The 19,599-nt window shown below is 66.9% G+C and carries 14 protein-coding genes and 2 pseudogenes; 9 read left to right on the forward strand and 7 right to left on the reverse strand.

Going from position 1 to position 19,599, the window contains the following annotated elements; genetic code table 11:
- Both ACLP9N_RS00915 and ACLP9N_RS00920 read left to right on the forward strand, forming a co-directional pair.
- Positions 1–235 (forward strand): annotated as a pseudogene (locus tag ACLP9N_RS00915) (hypothetical protein); the annotation flags it as partial.
- A complete protein-coding gene (locus tag ACLP9N_RS00920; protein WP_442405633.1) occupies positions 232–423 on the forward strand; it encodes a hypothetical protein in 192 nt (63 codons plus the stop codon). The pseudogene ACLP9N_RS00915 and the gene ACLP9N_RS00920, both read left to right, overlap by 4 nt.
- 59 nt (positions 424–482) lie before the next feature.
- Here the strand turns inward: ACLP9N_RS00920 and ACLP9N_RS00925 are convergent.
- Positions 483–2,618, reverse strand: a pseudogene (locus tag ACLP9N_RS00925) (FUSC family protein).
- A gap of 148 nt (positions 2,619–2,766) precedes the next feature.
- Between ACLP9N_RS00925 and galT the strand changes: the two are divergent.
- On the forward strand, positions 2,767–3,849 hold the full coding sequence (galT, locus tag ACLP9N_RS00930; RefSeq protein ID WP_442405634.1) for a galactose-1-phosphate uridylyltransferase: 1,083 nt from the start codon (positions 2,767–2,769) through the stop codon (positions 3,847–3,849).
- A complete protein-coding gene (locus tag ACLP9N_RS00935) occupies positions 3,846–4,937 on the forward strand; it encodes a galactokinase (protein WP_442405635.1) in 1,092 nt (363 codons plus the stop codon). Before galT ends, ACLP9N_RS00935 begins: the two co-directional genes overlap by 4 nt.
- A gap of 32 nt (positions 4,938–4,969) precedes the next feature.
- On the opposite strand, the gene ACLP9N_RS00940 is transcribed toward ACLP9N_RS00935, so the two are convergent.
- Positions 4,970–5,455, reverse strand: a complete 486-nt coding sequence (locus ACLP9N_RS00940) for a hypothetical protein (RefSeq protein WP_442405636.1) — start codon at positions 5,453–5,455, stop codon at positions 4,970–4,972.
- A gap of 115 nt (positions 5,456–5,570) precedes the next feature.
- Between ACLP9N_RS00940 and ACLP9N_RS00945 the strand changes: the two genes are divergently transcribed.
- Positions 5,571–6,524, forward strand: coding sequence for a class I SAM-dependent methyltransferase (locus ACLP9N_RS00945; RefSeq protein ID WP_442405637.1), 954 nt, complete (start codon positions 5,571–5,573; stop codon positions 6,522–6,524).
- Positions 6,525–6,533: 9 nt separating this feature from the next.
- Here the strand turns inward: ACLP9N_RS00945 and ACLP9N_RS00950 are convergent, their stop codons facing one another.
- The gene (locus ACLP9N_RS00950) at positions 6,534–7,223 is read right to left on the reverse strand and encodes an LpqN/LpqT family lipoprotein (RefSeq protein ID WP_442405638.1); all 690 of its coding nucleotides are present in this window, start codon (positions 7,221–7,223) and stop codon (positions 6,534–6,536) included.
- Between the two features lie 153 nt (positions 7,224–7,376).
- Here ACLP9N_RS00950 and ACLP9N_RS00955 point away from each other — a divergent pair, with 153 nt between their 5' ends.
- Positions 7,377–9,992, forward strand: coding sequence for a GH92 family glycosyl hydrolase (locus ACLP9N_RS00955; protein WP_442405639.1), 2,616 nt, complete (start codon positions 7,377–7,379; stop codon positions 9,990–9,992).
- A 25-nt stretch (positions 9,993–10,017) separates the two neighbouring features.
- Here ACLP9N_RS00955 and ACLP9N_RS00960 read toward each other — a convergent pair whose 3' ends face one another.
- A complete protein-coding gene (locus ACLP9N_RS00960) occupies positions 10,018–12,402 on the reverse strand; it encodes a lysylphosphatidylglycerol synthase domain-containing protein (RefSeq protein WP_442405640.1) in 2,385 nt (794 codons plus the stop codon).
- Between the two features lie 156 nt (positions 12,403–12,558).
- On the opposite strand from ACLP9N_RS00960, the gene ACLP9N_RS00965 reads away from it, so the two are divergent.
- The 3 genes from ACLP9N_RS00965 to ACLP9N_RS00975 all read left to right on the forward strand — a co-directional run bounded on the left by ACLP9N_RS00965 (position 12,559) and on the right by ACLP9N_RS00975 (position 16,025).
- On the forward strand, positions 12,559–13,506 hold the full coding sequence (locus ACLP9N_RS00965) for a class I SAM-dependent methyltransferase (RefSeq protein WP_442405641.1): 948 nt from the start codon (positions 12,559–12,561) through the stop codon (positions 13,504–13,506).
- A gap of 2 nt (positions 13,507–13,508) precedes the next feature.
- Positions 13,509–14,456, forward strand: a complete 948-nt coding sequence (locus ACLP9N_RS00970; RefSeq protein ID WP_442405642.1) for a class I SAM-dependent methyltransferase — start codon at positions 13,509–13,511, stop codon at positions 14,454–14,456.
- A gap of 804 nt (positions 14,457–15,260) precedes the next feature.
- The gene (locus ACLP9N_RS00975; protein ID WP_442405643.1) at positions 15,261–16,025 is read left to right on the forward strand and encodes a reverse transcriptase domain-containing protein; all 765 of its coding nucleotides are present in this window, start codon (positions 15,261–15,263) and stop codon (positions 16,023–16,025) included.
- Between the two features lie 93 nt (positions 16,026–16,118).
- On the opposite strand, the gene ACLP9N_RS00980 is transcribed toward ACLP9N_RS00975, so the two are convergent.
- Genes ACLP9N_RS00980 through ACLP9N_RS00990 form a run of 3 tightly spaced genes read right to left on the reverse strand, consistent with a single transcriptional unit; the run spans position 16,119 to position 19,319 of the window.
- The gene (locus ACLP9N_RS00980; RefSeq protein WP_442405644.1) at positions 16,119–17,123 is read right to left on the reverse strand and encodes a tyrosine-type recombinase/integrase; all 1,005 of its coding nucleotides are present in this window, start codon (positions 17,121–17,123) and stop codon (positions 16,119–16,121) included.
- Positions 17,113–18,093 (reverse strand): tyrosine-type recombinase/integrase, encoded by a 981-nt coding sequence (locus tag ACLP9N_RS00985; protein WP_442405645.1) that lies wholly within the window; start codon positions 18,091–18,093, stop codon positions 17,113–17,115. The genes ACLP9N_RS00980 and ACLP9N_RS00985 overlap by 11 nt, the downstream gene beginning before the upstream one ends.
- Complete coding sequence (locus ACLP9N_RS00990) at positions 18,090–19,319, reverse strand: site-specific integrase (RefSeq protein ID WP_442405646.1); 1,230 nt, start codon at positions 19,317–19,319, stop codon at positions 18,090–18,092. Before ACLP9N_RS00990 ends, ACLP9N_RS00985 begins: the two co-directional genes overlap by 4 nt.
- Positions 19,320–19,599: the final 280 nt, after the last annotated feature.

Genomic DNA, 19,599 nt, shown 5'->3' on the forward strand with positions numbered 1-19,599 from the left:
CGGCGGGGCCGGCGGCAACGGCGGCACCGGCACCGCCAGCGGTGGTACCGGCGGCATGGGCGGCGGCGGCGGCACCGGCGGCGGCGGCGGCTACGGTGCGGCCGGCGCCAACCCCGGCACGGGCGGCGGCTTCGGCGGCTCCGGCGGCAACGGCCACGCGCCCATCGGTGTCACCGGCGGGGCCGGCGGCACCGGCGGCAGCAAAGGCCCCGGCGGCACCGGCGGTGCCGCGTGATCGCGGCTGGCGGTAACGGCACCGTCACCGGCGGGCCCGGCGGGAATCCCGGCAATCCCGGCGGCGGCGGGAACCTCGCTGTGGGCGGCACGAGCACCGGCGGTACCAACGGCGCCAACGGAAGCCAAGGGACCGTGGGCCATGACGGCACCGTCGGCACCCAAGGCCACAACGGCAGCACCATTTAGCCGCGGCACGTCGCCGGACGGGACACCGCGCGATTCCAAGGCACACCGGCCCGCGAGCCTCAGCTCGCGATACGGGTCGGCACCTTCACGCTGTCGCGCGCGCCGAGGTTGGTCGCCCCAGTGACGACGGCCCGTTCGATCTGTCGCAGCGCGTGTACCGCGGTGAGGAATCGCCGGGTGTCCGGCCCCAGCTCACCGCCGTCCTGGTGGCGGGCCAACGCCTCTGCGGCGTCGAGTTCGTCGGTCGCGGAGTTGACGGTCACCCCGGAGGCGCCGTCGATGATGGCGACCAGCGCGTCGATGTTGCTTCGCGTTCGCGCCGCGGCCGAGGCGAAAGCATGCGCGAGCGGTTCTGATCCGGCCGGGTCCTGGTATTGCTCGGCGATGCGGGCCAGGCTGCGTCCGTAGCGATCGCATGCGGTGAACAGCCGCAGGCCACGCCGAATGCTGCGCCGGCTGCCAAGACCGGCGACCCCGGCCAGCAGCGGCTTGGCGGTCACCCGGAACTGCTGCAGGTTTCGGTCGAGTTCACGTGCTTGCTCGGTCGGGCTTGCGGTCTCGTCCCCGCCGAACATGGTCGCGGTGCAGATCTCGATCAGGGCGGACAGGCTCGTCAAAAACGCGCGGGTGTCGTCGCGGATGGCGGTTCTGGTGTTCGTCGGCAGCACCAGGATGGCCACGGTAACGCCGATCACCGCACCGATCGCGGTCTCTTCGATCCGCAAAAGCAGCACCCCGAAGGAGAATTCGCCGAGCAGGCCGTACAGCAACGCCAGCATCGTGGTGATCCAGAACGTCATCAGGCTGTAGGGGACCGTCATGAAATAGAAGGCGCAGAACAGGCACACGAAGATCGCGGCGAGCGAGCCGGTCTGGTTGCCGGCGAACAGCATGGCCACCAGCACGCCAGAGGGCACGCCGAGCATGGTGCCCAGCAGTCGTTGCCAGCCTTTGGTGAGGGTTTCGCCCCAGGAGTTGGTGCCGGCGAAGATGACGAAAGCGGCGATCACCGCCCAAAACCAGCGCGACGGCGACACCAACTCGCCGATCACGATGGCCAACGATGCGGCGACGGCCACCTGGATGGCTTGCCGGGTTGTCTGTCGCAGACCGCCGCCCTCTTGCGCGGCGGTGTCGGCGTCGGCGGCTGGGGCCTGCGTGGCTGGGGCGACGCTCTCGGATGCCGGCGCAGGTGCGCCGGCACCCTCGACGATCGCCCTCACTTCGGCAGTCGCTGTGGCCGCGTTGATTATCGCCAGGGCAAGGCGACGCACCGCGGCGTGGCCCTGGTCGTCGTCCGCGGTGGGACTTGGCTGCTGGTCAAGAATCCGTTGAGCCTAGCTCGCGGCCTGTGTGAGCCCGCCGGGCTGCGGTATGCGGATGGCCCGCGCGAGCTGTGTGAGCGCCGCGACCAGTTCGACGCGGGTTGCGGTCGGTATGCCGGTGGCGACGGCTGCCCGCCGACCGGCGGTGCCGACCCACTCGATGGCGAGTTCGGCGTCAAAGAGCCAGGGTGCCAATTGTTCCGCGGTGACCCCGGGCCATAGCAGCGCAGGGTCGGCGTTGTCTTCGATCTGATCTTGCACCATCAAGGCGGTCTCGTTGAGCCGGATGGTGCGGGCCCGCATGTGGCGGCGTCGCCGTTCATCGAGCCGGCCGGTCCGTACCGCCTCGGCGGTGGTGTCGACCACGATGGCCATCCGTGCCCGCAGCGCCCGAATGGTGGCTCGCAGCACGCGTTCTGGTCGATCGGGCATAACGTAGGCGCTCATCACAAACGTGCACACCGTGCCCACCACGACGGCCCCGATCATCCAGGGCAACTCCGAAATGCCGGCTCGCAGATACAAAGTGAAGAAGTAGGCCATGAAAGCGACCATGCCCAGCGCCCTGCCGCGCGCGCCGAAGCGGCGGATGTACACCGCGCCGAACACCACCGCCACGAACACGACATCGCCCGCGATCTTGTGCGGCGCCAGCAGCGCGGCCGCGGTGATGGAAAGCGCGGCGGGCACCGGCAGCAGCGCCATGGTGATCCGCTGCCGGTGAGGGTCCGGTTCGTTGACGGACCGGGCCGCGATCATCGTGATGACGACGCCGAGCAAAGCGACCGTCAGGGGCTGCCCCGTCGCCCTGGTCAGAAAAAAGAGCATCGCCAGAGAACAGGCCAGAGCAGCCATCGTCCGCGTCGCCATCCGCAGCCGCAGCAGCCCGGGGTCGGAGCCGGTCCACCAGTTGCGCGCTCTTTCGTAGAGAACAGTTATCGCCTGACCCCTTCTCTCCTGCTGGACACCACGTGGTTACCCGAACTGTGTCGCGGCGACCAAGCTAGTCTTCGACATCGTGACTGCGCCAACGCGGGCAAAGCTGGCTGATGGCCGTGACCTGCTGTTCTTCGCGTTGCCCGGACGCCGTCCGGCGCCGGTCGAAGATCGCAGGCCGCTGCCGAAGCGTGACCCTAACCAGTCGCAGCTGCGCTTCGACCGGTCAACCGGGCAATGGGTGATCATCGCGGCGCTGCGCCAGGACCGCACCTACAAGCCGCCTCCCGACCAGTGCCCGCTGTGCCCGGGTCCGACCGGACTGACCAGCGAGGTGCCCGCGCCCGACTACGACGTCGTCGTCTTCGAGAATCGGTTTCCGAGTCTTTCCGGCGCCGGTCAGCCAGTGCCCGTGCCCGCCGGTGACGGCTTCATATCCGCTCCAGCGCATGGCCGCTGCGAGGTGATCTGCTTTTCCAGCGAGCACACCGCGTCCTTTGCGGAGCTGGAACCGGCGCACGCCCGGTTGGTCGTCGAGGCGTGGCGGCACCGCACCGCCGACCTGATGGCCGCACCGGGCGTCGAGCAGGTGTTCTGCTTCGAGAATCGCGGCGAGGAGATCGGGGTGACGTTGACCCATCCGCACGGGCAGATCTACGGCTACCCCTACCTCACACCGCGAACCGCCGCCATGCTGGAGCAGGCGCGCGAACATCGAATGCGGCACGGCGGCAACCTCTTTGCCGACCTGTTGGCGCGCGAGGTGGCCGACGGCAGTCGCATCATCGCGCGCACCGAGCTGTTCACCGCGTTCGTGCCGTTCGCGGCGCGCTGGCCGGTCGAGGTGCACATCTACCCGAACAGGTTCGTGCACAACCTCATTGAACTGGGCGAGGACGAACTAGCCGGGTTCGCGCAGGTCTACCTCGACGTGCTGAGACGGTTCGACCGGATGTATTCGGCTCCGCTTCCCTATATTTCGGCGCTGCACCAGTTCGCCGACACCGGCGCCCAGGCTGACGGCTATTTTCACGTCGAGTTGATGTCGATCCGGCGCAGCGCCACCAAGCTCAAGTACTTGGCGGCCTCGGAATCGGCGATGGACACGTTCATCGGCGACGTGACGCCCGAGAGTGTGGCCCGGCGGCTGCGGGAACTCGGATGACGGTCCGCTACGCCGCACCCGGGCGGATCAACCTGATCGGCGAGCACACCGACTACAACCTCGGCTTCGCGTTGCCGATCGCGCTACCGCAGCGCACCGTGGTGACGTTCACGCCCGACCGCTGCGACGCGATCACCGTGGGCACCGACCGTGCCGAAAGCCCGGAGCGCATCCCGCTCGACACCATCCCGGATGACGTGGCCGGCTGGGCCGCCTACGTCGCCGGGGTGATCTGGGCGCTGCGTCAAGCCGGGCACCCGGTGCCCGGCGGCACGATGTCGATCACCAGCGACGTCGAAATGGGGTCGGGCCTTTCGTCCTCCGCGGCGCTGGAATGCGCGGCGCTGGGCGCCATCGCGACGGCCGCCGGTGTCCGCATCGACCCCAAAGAACAGGCGCGGCTAGCCCAACGCGCGGAAAACGACTATGTCGGCGCCCCAACGGGTTTGCTCGACCAACTGGCCTCGCTGTTCGGGCAGCCGTCGACGGCACTGCTGATCGACTTTCGCGACCTCAGCGTCACACCGGTGCCCTTCGACCCGGACGCCTGCGGTGTCACGCTGCTGTTGATCGACTCCCGGGCTCGGCATCGTCACGCGGGCGGCGACTATGCGGCCCGACGCGCGTCGTGCGAGCGGGCCGCCGCCGATCTGGCGACGCCGTCGCTGCGTGAGGTGCAGGATCGCGGGCCCTCCGCCCTCGTCGCGGTGACCGACTCGGTCGACGCCCGTCGTGCCCGTCATGTGCTGACCGAGAACAGCCGGGTACTGGACTTCGTTGCCGCGCTGGGTGATTCGGACTTTACCGAGGCGGGGCGGATTTTCACCGCGTCGCACGCGTCCATGCGTGACGATTTCGAGATCACCACCGAGCACATCGACCTGATCGCCGACACCGCAACACGTGCGGGTGCTCTCGGCGCCCGGATGACCGGCGGCGGCTTCGGGGGCTGCGTGATCGCCTTGGTGCCGACCGACCGGGCGGAAATGGTCGGCGAGGCGGTGCGACGAGCGGTTCGCGATGCCGGGTTCGAGCCGCCGGCGATCACCCGAACCCATGCGGCCGCCGGCGCGGGGCCGTGTGGGTGAGCGAGCCGGTGGCGACCGGCTTTATTTCCGGCTCACGTGCCCGCAGTGAACTTGATCGCTACCAGCTTCATCCGGTCGACCGCCTCGCCGAACTCCTCGAGTGTCGGTATGCGCTGCTCACGGAATTTCAACCCGATCATGCGCTGCGCGCGCTTCACGCCGTAGGACTGGGTGCACCGCAGGTAGAGGTCGGAGACCACCGCACGGTCCCCGATGAGCTCGCCCCGCATCGCGGAGGTCTTCCCGCCGTAGACGACCTCGGCAGCGGCGCCGCCGCGGAAGTTCTGCTTCCACGCCGCGCCGGTCAGCGCATAGAGGTCATTGTCGATCACGTGGGCGCTCACCGGAAATTTGAACTGCCGCCCGCTCTTTCGCCCAGTGAAGTTCAGCACCATCAGCTGCTTGCCCGCCGGGCCCGCCAGCGGAGTGCGCAGCAGCGCATTCAGCAGCGGGTTGACGAGACGCAGCAGGGCGCTCGGTGGATGCCCGGCGTCTATCGCATACGACTGTTCTGCCATGCCGACACCCTATGACCAATTCGGGTTCACGCACAGTGCGGTGCTTGGTGGTACCCATCCGCCTCACAGACTCCTAGGATTCGATCGGATCGTAGCCGCCACGGGAGGGATGAAAATGGCCAGAAGCGATAACGACAGCTGGGACATCACCGAGAGCGTCGGAGCGACCGCGCTGGGGGTGGCGGCGTCCCGCGCCACCGAGACCGAACGCGAGAACCCACTGATCAGCGATCCCTTCGCGCGGGTCTTCATCGACGCTGCCGGGGACGGCATCTGGAACATGTTCGGAGTTTCCGAGCTGCCGGCCGAGATCGCCGAAGCCGAACCCGACGTAGCGCGGTGGCTGGACGGACGGGTCGACTACATGGCTTCGCGGACAGCGTTTTTCGACGGGTTCTTCCTCGACGCGGCCGAAGCCGGGGTGCGCCAGGCGGTCATCCTGGCGGCCGGCCTGGACTCGCGGGCATTCCGGTTGCCCTGGCCGGATGGGCCCGATGGGATGAGGGTCTACGAGCTCGACCAGCCCAAGGTGCTGGAGTTCAAGTCGTCGACGCTGCGCCAACACGGCGCGCAGCCGACGTGCCACCGGGTCGAGGTTGCCGTCGATCTACGCCACGATTGGCCAACGGCGTTGCGGCAGAGCGGATTTGACACCTCGGCCCCCAGCGTGTGGTCGGCCGAAGGATTGTTGCCGTTCTTGCCGGCGGCGGCGCAAGATCTGCTGTTCGAGCGGGTTCAGGCGCTGACCGTGGCGGGCAGCCGGATCGCCGTCGAGGCACCCGGCCCCGCATTCAACGATCCCGACGCCCGGGAACGCCAGGTGTCGCTGATGCGGCGCTACCGCGAGGTCGCGGCGAAGGTGGGCGGGCGCGAGGTTCCAGACTTCGGAGACCTGTGGTACCTGGAGGACCGCGCCGACGTCGCCGAGTGGTTGCGCGACCACGGCTGGCAGGTGTCGGCGACACCGGCCGAGGAGTTGATGGCCCGCTACGGCCGCACTGTTCCGGAGGGGACACAGGACGGGAGGCCGCGGAGTGTGTTCGTCTCCGCGGCGCGATCCGCCTCGTAGTACCGGTGGTCAGGTGGTGGCGATGGTCGTCTGGTCGTCGATGATATTGACCGCGTCCATCAACACGCCCTGATCGCTGTCGGCAGCGTCCGCGTCGAGCTCGAGCACAAAGACGGCACCTTGAACGGGGATAATCACCGTCTTCTGCGCGGCGATCCGTTTCGCGCCGTTCTTGGTGTATGAGCCGCTCAACTGCCATGCCGCAAAGCCGCCCAGCGTGGATGCGTTTCCGGCGGAGCCGTCGTATCCGGGCAGGTTCTGCAGGTCACCGGAGGCATACTGGATGAGCTTGGCCTGGTCCACGTTACCGGTGAGTTTGGACGCCTGGGCCACGATGGTCGGTGGGTCGGCGGGATTGGCGGGCTGCGCCAGAACGATGCCGCCATAGGACGTGCCGGTGTTCCCGTCGATCACCTTCCAGCCCGGGGGCAGCGGCAGATCGATATTGGGGGACCCGGGGTCGCCGCGATGGACGGGAGTCTCGGTGATCTTGTTTTCGGTGATGTAGTCGGCGATGGTCTTGTGCGCCTGCGCGCCCGGTGCCGCGCTGGTTGCGGGTGATGTCGCCCCCGATGTCGCCGACGTCGAGGTCGATGTGCTCGTGGATGTTGATGTCGTGCTGGACTTGTTGTCGGAACCGCAACCGACCAGCGTCAGGCTCAGCGCCGCCGTCGCGATTGCCGCCGTGAAGTACTTCATCAAGGGCATCTCCCGAAAAAATGGGTCGGCACCAGCGCCGTCCGCGTCGCACCGACACTAGCGAAACGATGCGAAACGTTGCTAGTAGACCTCGCACCCGCCCATCCGGCGAAACACCCACGAGAGCGGGCGGCTATGGAGTAAGAGACAGCTATGCGGTCGCGCAGGGCCCTCATCGCGGTGATCGCGGCGACGGCTGTCTTTCTGGCTTTCATCGGGGCGGCGGCTCCGCCAATCGCCTACGACGGCGAGCCCGCCTACGTCGTGACTCCCGTCGACCACGTCGACACCCTCATCGGCACCGGGACGGGCGGTGAGACGGTCGGGGAGATCAACAACTTCCCCGGCGCCGCCGTGCCGTTCGGCATGGTGCAGTATTCGCCGGACACCATCGGCAACTACGCCGGCTACAACTACGACAACCCGCGCTCTACCGGGTTCAGCATGACCCACGCGTCGGTGGGCTGCGCGGCGTTCGGCGACATCTCCATGCTGCCGACCACCTCCGCAATCGGATCGCAGCCCTGGAACGCCTGGGAGAGGATCGCCCACGACGGCACCGAGGTGGGCGTGCCCGGTTACTACACCGTGCGGTTCCCCGCCACCGGAGTGACCGCGGAACTTACCGCCACCACCCGCACCGGCGTCGGCCGGTTCAGGTACCCGCACAACGGTCGGCCCGCTCTGTTCCACGTGCGCTCGGGCGCATCGCTGGCGGGCAACTCCCGTGCGACCATCCAGATCGGCGAGGACAACACCACGATCACCGGATGGGCGACCAGCGGCGGATTCTGCGGCAAGAACAACACCTACACGGTGTATTTCGCGATGAAGTTCAGCCAGCCGTTCACCTCCTACGGCACCTGGGACGGCTACGCGGTCCATCCCGGCGTCCGCGGCGCGGCGTCACCGTACAGCGGGGGTTACCTGGAGTTCCCGGCCGGCTCGGTGGTCGAGGTGCGCACCGCGATCTCCTACGTCGGTGTGGACGGAGCGCGCGCAAACCTGGCGGCCGAGAGCGCAGCGAGCTTCGACGCGGTTCGCGCTGCCGCATCGGCCGAATGGAACGCCGCGCTATCGCATATCGCGGTGGCCGGCAGGGATAGCGATGAGGTGGAGACCTTCTACACGTCCCTATACCGATCGCTGTTGCACCCCAACACCTTCAACGACGCCGACGGCCGCTATACCGGATTCGACGGCGTCATCCACACCGTCGCCGAAGGGCGCACCCAGTACACCAACTTCTCCGACTGGGACACCTACCGATGCCTTGCCGCCTTGCAGGCACTGCTTTTCCCGAAGCAAGCCAGCGACATGGCCCAGTCGCTCGTCAACGATGCGGCGCAAAGCGGATCGTTCCCGCGTTGGCCGCTGGCGAATGCCGCGACCGGCATGATGACCGGGGACAGCGTGGTACCGCTCATTGCGAACCTCTACGCTTACGGAGCCAAGGACTTCGACGTCAAAACGGCGCTGCACTACATGGTGAACACGGCGACCGCGGGCGGCGCCGGGCGCAACGGCTACGTCGAACGGCCGGGCGCCGCCGCCTATGCGCAGTTGGGGTACGCACCCGAGACCGTCGGCCCCGCCGGCTCGATCACGCTGGAGTGGTCCGTTGACGACTTCGCCATCTCCCGATTCGCCGACTCGCTCGGCGACGCCGCGACCGCCGCCGAATTCCAGAAGCTGGCGCAATACTGGCAGAACTTGTTCAATCCCACTACGCATTATGTCTCGCCGCGCAGCCCGAGCGGATTATTCCCCGACGGTCCGGGGTTCGTGGACTCTCCAACTCGCTTCGGCCAGTATGGATTCGACGAGGGCAACGCCGAGCAATACGTCTGGTGGGTGCCGCACAACGTCGCCGGCCTGGTGACCGCCCTGGGCAGCCGCAAGGCAGTGGCCGACCGGCTCGACCGCTTCACCAAAAAACTCAACGAGGGCCCCAACGAGCCCTATCTCTGGGCCGGCAACGAACCGGGCTTCGGGGTGCCGTGGCTCTACAACTACATCGGTCAACCCTGGAAGACCCAGCACACGGTCAACCGGGTGCGCGGGCTCTTCGGTCCCTTGGCCGACGGCGAGCCGGGCAACGACGACCTGGGCGCGCTGTCCAGTTGGTACGTCTGGGCCGCCCTCGGCCTGTACCCGAGCACACCGGGAACGTCGATCCTCACCGTCAGCACACCGCTGTTCGATCGCGCCGTAATCGCGCTCTCGGGAGGCCGATCCTTCCGGATCTCCGCGCCGGGCGCGTCGGCACCGAGCCGCCTGAAGTACATCTCGGGCCTCGTCATCGACGGCCAAGCCACCGACAAGACGTTTCTTCCGGAGTCGATGATCCGGACCGGCGGGCAGCTTGCGTACTCACTCTCCGCCCACCCCAACGAAGCCTGGGGGACTGCCGAGACCTCGAGACCACCGTCGTTCGGTGCGGGCAGTTCGGCGGTGACCGTTAACATCTCCCGCCCCATCGTCACGATCGCGCCGGGAGGCTCGAACACCGTGAAGGTCGACATGCAACGGATGATCGACGGCGCCGGCGACTACACCGTCACCGGCACGTCCTTCGACAGCGGGATCACGGCGGCACCGGCGTCTGGCCAGTTCGCCGCCGACGGATCGGCCGCCGTCAACGTCGCGATCACGGTGGCGCACTCGGTGCCCGAGGAGTACTACGTGGTCTCTCTCACCACCACGGTCGGCCAGAGCATCAGGAGGTCGTTCGTGCTCGTTGTCGTTGAGTCGGAGGCCCAGGAGTGACCGACGCGTGACCGAACGGAGTTCTTCAGATCATTTCCTTGTCGGTCAGCCACCGCATCACCGGCCAGCCCACGAATACCGGCAACCAGCAGGTGAGCACGCGATACAGCAGAACCGACACCACGCCGACGGCCGCGGGTACGCCGAACGCGGCAAGACCACCGATCAGCGCAGCCTCGACGGCGCCCACGCCCCCGGGTGTGGGGGCGGCCGAAGCGAGGGTTCCGCCGACCATTGTCACGACGGTGCAGGTGACGAACGACGCACCGCCGCCGAAGGCCTCGACGCTGGCCCAAAGCGCCAACGCCGCGCCGAGAGTCGTTCCGGTACAACCGAGTACGATCAGCGACAATCGTTTCGGTTCGCGGGCGAGGTCGACCAGGTCGCCCGTCACCTCCTTCAGCCTCGGGCGGACCTCCGTCCCCAACCACTTCCGCAGCTTGGGCACGAACAGAAACGCGCCGACGATGCCCAGCGCCACACCTGCGATCAGGTACAGCACCGCGGCCTTGGGGACGAAATGAGACAGGTTGGCCGACGCGCCCGCAACCGTGCTGAAAAAGATCAGCAACAGGACATGGACGATCACCTGCACCGTCTGCTGCAGCGCTACTGCGGCGGTGGCCCGCATGGTGGAAAGGCCGTTCTTCTGCAAGAACCGGGTGCTGAGCGCGAGCCCGCCCACCCCGGCCGGTGTGGTGGTCGCGGCAAAAGTGTTGGCTACCTGCGCGATTGACAGCTTCCAGAAGTTCACCGTCCCGTCGGTGCACGCCCACAACGCGGCCGCCGCGCCGACATAGGTCAGCGCCGACACCGTCAAGCCCAGTAGCGCCCACCACCAGTTCGCGGTTTTCAATCCGGAAAAGAACGCCGGCGCGGTACTGATGAAGGGATAGGCGACATAGACCAGCGCACCCAGCAGCACCAGTTGTATGACCTGCCCGCGGGTGAACCGGGTGATCGTTGCGGTTTTGATCTGGTCGGCGCCCGTCTGGCGCTTGACCTCCGCGCGGGCGCCGGCGAGGACGGCGCGCGCGTCGTCTACTGATTCCCGAATTCTTGCCGGCACGGCGGCCTTGGTGAGTCTGCGCGACGCGGTTAGGACCGCGTCTTTGCCGAACGCGTCGATCGCCGCGCCCACCGCCGACTCCGCGTCGTAGAGGGCTGACGTCGTCACCAGGAGTTGGGCAAGGTCAGATTGGAGTTGGGCGTCGGTGGCGCCGTATTCGGCGCTGCCGAACCCACCGAAAAGCACTGTGCCGTCGTCAACGGTGATTTCGTTGACGCTCAGGTTGCCGTGCGAAATCTGGCAGTCGTGCAGCGTTCGCAGCGATTCCCACACCCGCGCCACCGGTGTCGTTTTCGCGCATTCGATGAGGGGGGCTCCGCGAACGGTCTTGTGCGCGTACAACGTCCAGCCCCGGTCGAGCTCGGCGACGGCGACCACCGCCGTATTGGCGACGCCCAAATCACCGATGGCGATGGCCATCAGCGCGCGATGTTCCACGGCGCGGCGCATGGAGGTCTGTAGCGGCGCGGTCTCCGAGCCGCGCAACCTGAGCTTGCCCCAGAGCTGGCGCAGCGTGCCACCGCTGCGTTGATGTGGGCCGTACAACTCGATCACCGCCGCAGCTGGGAACTCTGCGGACTCCGCACATGCGGCCGAAAGCACCAACGGCCCCGGTCCGGCCGGCCGGACCACCGTCAGCCCGGACACCAGGAATCCGCGCCGGGCCATCGCCCGAACCGCATCATCCAGCGGCACTTCCAGGGCGGGGGTGCCGACGACCAAGACCACAAGTGACCCGACGACCCACCCAACCGCCAGCCCCAAGACCGCGCGATCCGGCACTACGGCGCTGACGACGAGGTGGATCGGCACGAACGCCAGCAGCAGCGTCCACCACCAGTGTCGCCAGCGCGCCGGCAGCCATGGGCCAGACACGGTGAGCACCGCCGCCAGCATCGCAATCCACCGCGGGTCGTCGAGGAATTGCGCCAGCACAGTGTTGAGACGGTCGGAGAGGTCGAAGTGCCATCGGGGCGCCGCGATGCCGTTGCCACTGATCGAAAACGGAAGGATGGCGAGCGCCCCGGCGGCCGCGTACGCGCCGAGCAGTTTCCATTGCCGGGCGATGATCAGCCCGATCAGGATCACGAACGGCAGCGCCAGGATCGCGATGCCGTAGATCAGGTACACCAGGTTCGACTGGGTGGGGGACAGCACCCCGACGATCTCCGAGATGGATTTCTCCAGCGCGACCCAGCGCGGGCGGGTGATCAGCGAACTCGTGATGATCAACGCGAGCAGCGCCGTCGCCAGAATGAGCCGCAGGATGTCGTTGGTCCGTCGGGTCATGGGTTGCAGCAAGCTGCCCGCAACGCCGATTTCGCGCCCGTCAACTCGCATGTCGCAGGGATCCCTTCGGGATCTTTCGGATCAGCCGCGTCGTTGGCGGCCCGCCGACAACTTAACCGGATGTACGTCTTGACGGACAGCTTGTTCACATCCAACGCGCGTGGGGTTCGTTAGGTAGGCGTACTAGCAAAATTGGAGGACATACGCGTGGCCAGGACTGACAACGACACCTGGGAGATCACCGAGAGTGTGGGCGCGACGGCCCTGGGCGTCGCGGCGGCCCGTGCGGCCGAAACCGAGAGCGAAGATCCCCTGATCAGCGACCCTTTTGCCCGGGTGTTCCTGGACGCCGCCGGAGAAGGCCTGTGGAACTGGTTCGCCGCTCCCAACCTGCCGGCCGAGATCGTCGAGGCTCAACCCGACCTGATGCCGCGGATGCAGGGAATGGTCGACTACATGGCCGCGCGGACGTCGTTTTTCGACCAGTTCTTCCTGGATGCGACCCGTGCGGGCGTGCACCAGGTGGTGATCCTGGCGGCAGGTTTGGACTCGCGGGCGTGGCGGCTGCCCTGGCCCGACGGCACCACGGTCTACGAACTCGACCAGCCCCGCGTTTTGGAGTTCAAGTCGTCGACGCTGCGAGAACACGGTGCGCTGCCGACGTGCAACCTGGTTCCCGTTCCGGTCGACCTGCGCCACGACTGGCCGGCCGCATTGCGGCAGGCCGGTTTTGACCCCTCGGCGCCCAGCGCCTGGTCGGCTGAGGGCCTGTTGCCGTTTTTGCCGGCCGCCGCTCAGGAGCTGCTGTTCGAGCGCGTTCAGGCGCTCGGCGCTGCGGGCAGCCGGATCGCCGTGGAGGCGCCCGGCTCCGACTTCCTCGACGAGGCCTCCCAGGCCAAGCAGCGGGAGAACATGCAGCAAGTGCGCGATCTGATGGCCAAGCTGGAACCCGAACGCGACATCCCCGACGTCACCGACCTGTGGTACTTCGAGGAGCGAGAGGACGTCGGCGACTGGTTGCGCCGGAACGGTTGGGGCGTGACGGTGACACCGGCCGAAGTCTTGATGGCCAGTTACGGCCGCACACCCCCGGACGTCGAAGACGCCGCGCCGAAGACACTTTTCGTAGCAGCCGAGCGGGCAGGGGAGGAGTAATGGTGACCAGAACCGACAACGACAGCTGGGAGATCACCGAGAGTGTGGGAGCGACGGCGCTGGGTGTGGCGTCGGCGCGCGCCGCGGAGACCCGCAGTGAAAATCCTTTGATTAGCGATCCGTTCGCGCAGGTGTTCCTCGATGCGGTGGGCGACGGAGTGTGGAATTGGCACTCCGCTCCGCAACTGCCCGCCGAGCTCATCGATGCCGAACCCGAGCTGCCGCTGCAGATGCAGTCGATGGTCAGCTATATGGCTTGCCGCACAGCGTTTTTCGATCAGTTTTTCCTCGATGCAACCCGCGGGGGCATTCGTCAGGTCGTGATTTTGGCGGCGGGCCTGGACAGTCGGTCCTGGCGGCTGCCCTGGCCGGCTGGCACGAGGGTCTACGAGCTCGACCAGCCCAGGGTGTTGGAATTCAAATTGTCGACGTTGGCCGAGCACGGGGCCGAGCCTGCGTGCAATCGGGTCGCGGTCGCGGTGGACCTGCGGCAGGACTGGCCGGCGGCGTTGCGGCAGGCGGGTTTTGACCCATCGGTCCCCAGCGTGTGGTCAGCGGAGGGCCTGATGCCGTATTTACCTGCCGCGGCCCAACAATTGCTGTTCGAGCGGGTACACGCGCTTACCGCTGCCGGCAGTCGGGTCGCCGTGGAGGCGCTGGGACCGAAGTTTCTCGACCCGGAATTTCGCGCCAACCGTCGTGAGCGGATGGATCGGATTCGCGCGCTGGCGGCCGAAGTGGATCCGCACCGCGACATCCCCAGGACCGACGAGTTGTGGTACTTCGAGGAGCGCGAAGACGTCGGTGACTGGTTCGGACGCCACGGCTGGGACGTGACGGTGACGCCGTCGCTCGAGTTGATGGCTGGCTATGGTCGCAGGGCTCCCGAAGAGGTCGAGGATATGGTTCCTGGGAACCTCTTCGTGGCCGCGCACAAGCCGTGGGCCTAGGAGCCTCAGCGCGTGTCTTACAAATAGGACAGCCCGATGCGGTTGGTCTAAGACAATGGCTGCGCGATAGACGATGGCGCGTTGGTCTACTGGGTGGCTAGACCTCGTGATTCCTGGGTGAGTCGAATCCACGCTCGATGACGTTGCGGCCCTGGTAATCCTGCGTGTCGAGGCATGGTCGCACGCGGTGGGCGTCTGTTCGTTCAGGTATCGGTGTTTCACCGTAATCCCTTGTGTCACTTTAGCTTCACTAGTCACAACGGGGCCGTTTGTGTCGGTGGGCCTTCGTAAAATTTGAGGCATGTTGCGTCCTGAAAGTTGGACTGGACTAGCGGGTGGAAGTCCCGTCCCGGTAGGTACCGGAGCGCCGGGTAGCAGGCCCCGGTTCGTCGTGGAGACGCGGCGGGCTGAGCGGGGTGTCAAGAGCCTCTTCGGAGGGAGCAAGTGTGCGGGCCGTAGCGTCAAGCGAACTCTGCAGCCTCGTCAAATTCACAACGGAGGAGCCGAGCCGCTCATGTCACGGCGAAGGCCATGTCCGGCGAGCCCTGGTCCGGGGTTAGCTCGTCGGGTTCTTCCGGGGTACGGGAGGCGGCACGTACACATAGTCTGGTTCGAAACAGGAGAGACCCGTCTGCCTGGCCTGCGTCGGGCAAAGACCAAGGGTATAAGCCGATGGTGAAAGCTCTTGGAGGGCAGCGGGAGTCCGATGGGGTCGTAGTACCGGTGATCGGCGTGCAACATAACGCGCCGGGAGGGAAGGGCCCTGACTTTGATCACGCGGGTGAAGCGGGTAAGTGTGAGGGCATGACCGGTTCTGACCGGTCCAACCACCCCGGCAGGCCACGGCTTGCTGTAGCCGACGAGGAGCCGTTGGGTTTCTCGCCGGTGAAAGTACGAGAACTGCAACGCACGCTATGGGCTGCGGCCAAGCAGTCTTCGGGTCGGCGTTTCCACGCCCTTTTTGACCGTGTCCACAGGGGTGACGTCTTGTGGGAGGCGTGGGAGCGGGTGCGCGCGAATAGGGGTGCGGCCGGGGTGGATCGTGTCACCTTGGTCGCGGTGGAGGACTACGGCGTGGACCGCATGTTGCGTGAGTTGCGTTGCGACCTTCGCGAGGGTGTGTACCGTCCGGCGCCTGCGCGCCGGGTGGAAATCCCGAAACCACGAGGTGGTAAGCGGCCGTTGGGGATTCCCACGGTGCGGGACCGGGTGGCCCAGGCGGCGGCCAAGATCGTGCTGGAACCAATTTTCGAGGCGGATTTCTTGTCGTGCTCGTATGGGTTTCGGCCGAAGCGGTCGGCGACACAGGCGATGGAGCGGTTGCGTACCGGGTTCATCGAGGGTCAGGTGTTCGTGGTCGAGTTTGATATCGCTAATTTCTTCGGCGAGATCGACCACGACCGGCTACTCACCGAGGTGGGTAGGCGGGTCTCGGATCGGCGGGTCCTCAAACTGCTGCGCATGTGGCTGCAAGCAGGAGTGTTGGTCGATGGGGTGGTGACGCGGACGGTCGCGGGCACCCCGCAGGGGTCGTTATGTTCAGCTGAACATAACCCGCCTTATGAATAGCGCCGGGTTATGCGCAGCGCCGGCCGGCAAGGCCTGGTGACAGCGATTTTGGGGGTCGATCACTGTGCATAACCTTCGTGGTGTGTGCTGGGCTCACAGGCTGGCGAGCCAGGTGAGCAGCCCGGTGTCGTGGTTCCATTCGGGTAGCTCGTCGGTGACGATTTCGGTGTAGGTGGCTTCGAGGGCTTTGCGTTTGGCCTCGGTGGAGGCGCGTGCGTAGATCTCGGTGGTGGTCAGGTCGACGTGTCCGAGGATGTCGCGGATGTAGGGCAGCGGCACGCCTGCTTCGTAGAGGTGCATGGCCTTGGAGTGGCGCAGGACGTGCGGGCTGAGGTCGGCGCCGGCCAGTGCCGGGTCGCCGGCGCGGGCCTGGTATTTGCCGATGATCCAGGCGATGCCGCCGCGGCTGAGTTTGTTGCGATGCTGGTTGGTGAACAGTGGGTGGTCGTCGTGGCCAGGTTTGTCGAGGCCGTGTTCGGTCAGGTAGGCGTTCAGCAGTGCTGCGGTGTTGTCGCCGAGCGGGACGTGGCGGGTTTTGCGGCCCTTGCCGGTCAGCACGGCCAGGGCAGGGGGCTGGGGGCGGATGTCGCGCACGGTCAGGTCAGCGAATTCCTGGACCCTGGCGGCGGTGTCGTAGAGGGTGGCCAGCAGGGTCGCGTCACGGCGGCCTCGCCGGGTGGACCGGTCGGGCTGGGCGAGCAGACGGCGAGTCTGCTCGATGGTGAGGTGATTGACGCTCGGCTGGGCCTTGCGTTTGGCGGGGACGGCGAGGATGTCCTGGCAGCCGGCCATCCTGGTCGGGTCCTGGGATTGCAGCCACCGGAAGAACGAGCTGACCGCGGCCAGGCGCTGGTTGCGGGTCGAGATGCTGTTGTGCCGTTCGGCTTCCAGCCAGTCGAGGAACGCGGTGATCGCGTCGACGTCGATGCGATCGAGGGTGAGTTTGTCGGGCGGGATGGATCTGCAGTCGCGGAACCAGGCGATCAGCAGCTTGAAGGTGTCGCGGTAGGAGGCGATCGTGTTGGGTGAGCAGCCGCGCAGCCCGGCCAGGTGCGAGGTGAGGAAGCGGTGCAGCAACACCGCGAAATCAGTTGCCATCACAGGGGCCTTCCGTGACGGGTGGGACGACGTCGCCGTAGGCACACTGGATGCAGGTGGTGATGTGCGGGTAGGACTCGGCGGTCAGCCGCAGGTAGTAGTCGGTGTCGCAGATGGAGGCGTGGCCCATGTAGGTCTGCAGGACCGGCAGCAACGCGGCGACGTCCTCGCCGCCGGCGAACCACGACCGAAGATTGTTGACTGCCATGCTGTGGCGCAGATCGTGGACGCGGGGGCCATGGCCCCGGCCGCCGTGGGGGATGCGGGCCTGCCACAGAAACCGGCGGAAGTTCTTGTCGATATTGCCGATCGTCAGCGGGCGCCCGGCGGTGCCGGCGAAGAACCAGTCCCCGCCGGCGCGCCCGGCGACGCGGGCGTGGTAGTCGGCCAGTCTGTCGCGCAGCCCGGCGCTGACCGGGACCTGCCGGTCTTTGCCGCCCTTGCCGTCGCGGATTGTCAGGACCCCGGCGTCGAGGTCGACGTCGTCGAAGCGCAGCAGCCGGGCTTCGGAGGCACGCAGGCCGCAAGCGTAGATCGTGCGGAACAGCACCGGCATGACCAGGTGCCGGAACGGGACCTGCGAGTCGTAGTGGCAGCGGTCGGTTTGGGTGAACAGGGCCGCCAGTTCCCGGTCGGTGTAGATGTGCGGGACGTAGCGGGCGGGGCGGGGCAGTGCCCCGGCGGGCAGGACGTAGGCCGCCACGCCCCGGCGGCCCAGCCAGCGGGCCAGCTCCCGCACCGGCGCGGCCAAGCAGTGCAGGGTCGCCGGGGTGACTCCGCGCCGGCGGGCGGCCGCGATCCAGGCCTCGACCGAGGCCCGGGTGGGCGCCTGCTGCCCGGGGAACTCACTGGCGCAGAACGCGGCGAACCGGGTCAGCACCCGCTCCTCGGCGTGGTATTTGTAACCCGTGGCGCGTTTTTCGGTGACCAGGGCGGTGATCGCCTCGGTCATCGTGATGGCGGGGCTCATCGCGACACCCCGTTCGCCGGTGCGTCCGGGTCCAGCGCGCACTTGGCCAGCAGGCCCAAAGAGGATTTCAGGTAGACACCGGTCGACTCGACGGACTGGTGACCGAGGATGTCGGCGATCTGCTCGACCGGTGTGCCGCTTTCCATCAGCCGGGTCGCCAGCGAATGCCGCAGCGAGTGCATGCCATGGCGGCGTTTCTCGCTCACCGCAACGTGTGCTGCGCGGGCATGTTTGACCAGAATCTGATGCAGATGATCCTGGTCGGAGAACGGGCCGATCGGGGCCATGTGCCGCACGAACACCTGCGGGCAGTCGCAGTCCGGCCGGCCATGGCGGATGTAGTCGATCACCGCCCAGCCAACATCTTTCAGCAGCGGCAACTGCACCCGGTGACCGGTCTTGGCCTGCGTCACCAATAGCCGGTTGCCCGGCCAGTCGAAGTCGGCGAACTCCAGCCGCTTGATGTCCACGCCGCGCAGCCCGAGCCTGGTGATCAGCAGGATGATCGCGTAATCCCGTTTCCCGCACGGGTTGTCGCGGTCGATCGCTTCCACGATCCTGGCCACCTCGCCCGGATCCCACACCGACGGGATCCTGGCCTGCCTGGCCGAGCGTGCCGCGGGCACCGCCTCCAGGCACGCCCCGTCGACCAGGCTGGCGGCGCAGGCGAACCGCAGGAACGACCGCACCGCGCACAGTTTCTGCTCGACAGTCTTGAGCTGGTATCCGGTCAGCGTGGCAACAAACGCCCCGATCATGGCGGCGTCGCAGCAGCCCAGCCCTCCGCGGGTGCCGGTGAACGCGACGAACTCCTCGGCCAGCGTCCCGTAGGTCCGCACGGTCGAGGCCGAGCGCCCACCCGAGCGCAGGTGCTCCTGGAACCGGGCGACCGTCTCGGCGCCGGCCGCGTCCAGTTTGCTCACCGACCGGTTATAGCGGCGCAGCACCGCCCCGTGGACCGCGTAATCCCCCAGCATCTGAGCGACCCTGAACAAATACACATCGGTGCGCTTCAGGGTGCCGGCCTGCTCCTTGCCGAAGAACCCACACGCGTCGTCGACCCACGCCATCGCCGCATCCAGGGAGAACTCCTCGACACCACGCGCAGCGAAATACTTCTGCATCCGCCGCCAACAGCCCCGGTACCAAACCAGCGTCGAATCCTTGTAGCCCAAACGCTGTAACTCTGCCTCCAGGCCCGACACCAACGCAGACAAAGTCGCCATAACAACTGACCTCCGACCATGCGGCCCGGCACCATACCGGGCCTCCTGATCAGAGGATCCGCGTTATGCGCAGTGATCGACCCCCAAAATCGCTGTCACCAGGCCTTGCCGGCCGGCGCTGCGCATAACCCGGCGCTATTCATAAGGCGGGGTCATGACTCCTCCAACGCAGTTGGCAATCGGGCCGTATTTCGCCCTCCGAGTCGGTTTCGGCGCTGCCGTCGGTCCTGCTGCTCGCGTTGTGCCGTACCGGGATGGAGTGGCGGATTGTGATCTTGTC

It is taken from the genome of Mycobacterium sp., assembly GCF_052144515.1.
GTDB lineage: Bacteria > Actinomycetota > Actinomycetes > Mycobacteriales > Mycobacteriaceae > Mycobacterium.

Coding starts and splice junctions, on each gene's coding strand:
- ACLP9N_RS00935 (WP_442405635.1), top strand. CDS start 3,846: ATGACGGTCCGCTACGCCGCACCCGGGCGGATCAACCTGATCGGCGAG.
- ACLP9N_RS00940 (WP_442405636.1), bottom strand. CDS start 5,455: ATGGCAGAACAGTCGTATGCGATAGACGCCGGGCATCCACCGAGCGCC.
- ACLP9N_RS00945 (WP_442405637.1), top strand. CDS start 5,571: ATGGCCAGAAGCGATAACGACAGCTGGGACATCACCGAGAGCGTCGGA.
- ACLP9N_RS00950 (WP_442405638.1), bottom strand. CDS start 7,223: ATGAAGTACTTCACGGCGGCAATCGCGACGGCGGCGCTGAGCCTGACG.
- ACLP9N_RS00955 (WP_442405639.1), top strand. CDS start 7,377: ATGCGGTCGCGCAGGGCCCTCATCGCGGTGATCGCGGCGACGGCTGTC.
- ACLP9N_RS00960 (WP_442405640.1), bottom strand. CDS start 12,402: ATGCGAGTTGACGGGCGCGAAATCGGCGTTGCGGGCAGCTTGCTGCAA.
- ACLP9N_RS00975 (WP_442405643.1), top strand. CDS start 15,261: ATGACCGGTTCTGACCGGTCCAACCACCCCGGCAGGCCACGGCTTGCT.
- ACLP9N_RS00980 (WP_442405644.1), bottom strand. CDS start 17,123: ATGGCAACTGATTTCGCGGTGTTGCTGCACCGCTTCCTCACCTCGCAC.
- ACLP9N_RS00985 (WP_442405645.1), bottom strand. CDS start 18,093: ATGAGCCCCGCCATCACGATGACCGAGGCGATCACCGCCCTGGTCACC.
- ACLP9N_RS00990 (WP_442405646.1), bottom strand. CDS start 19,319: ATGGCGACTTTGTCTGCGTTGGTGTCGGGCCTGGAGGCAGAGTTACAG.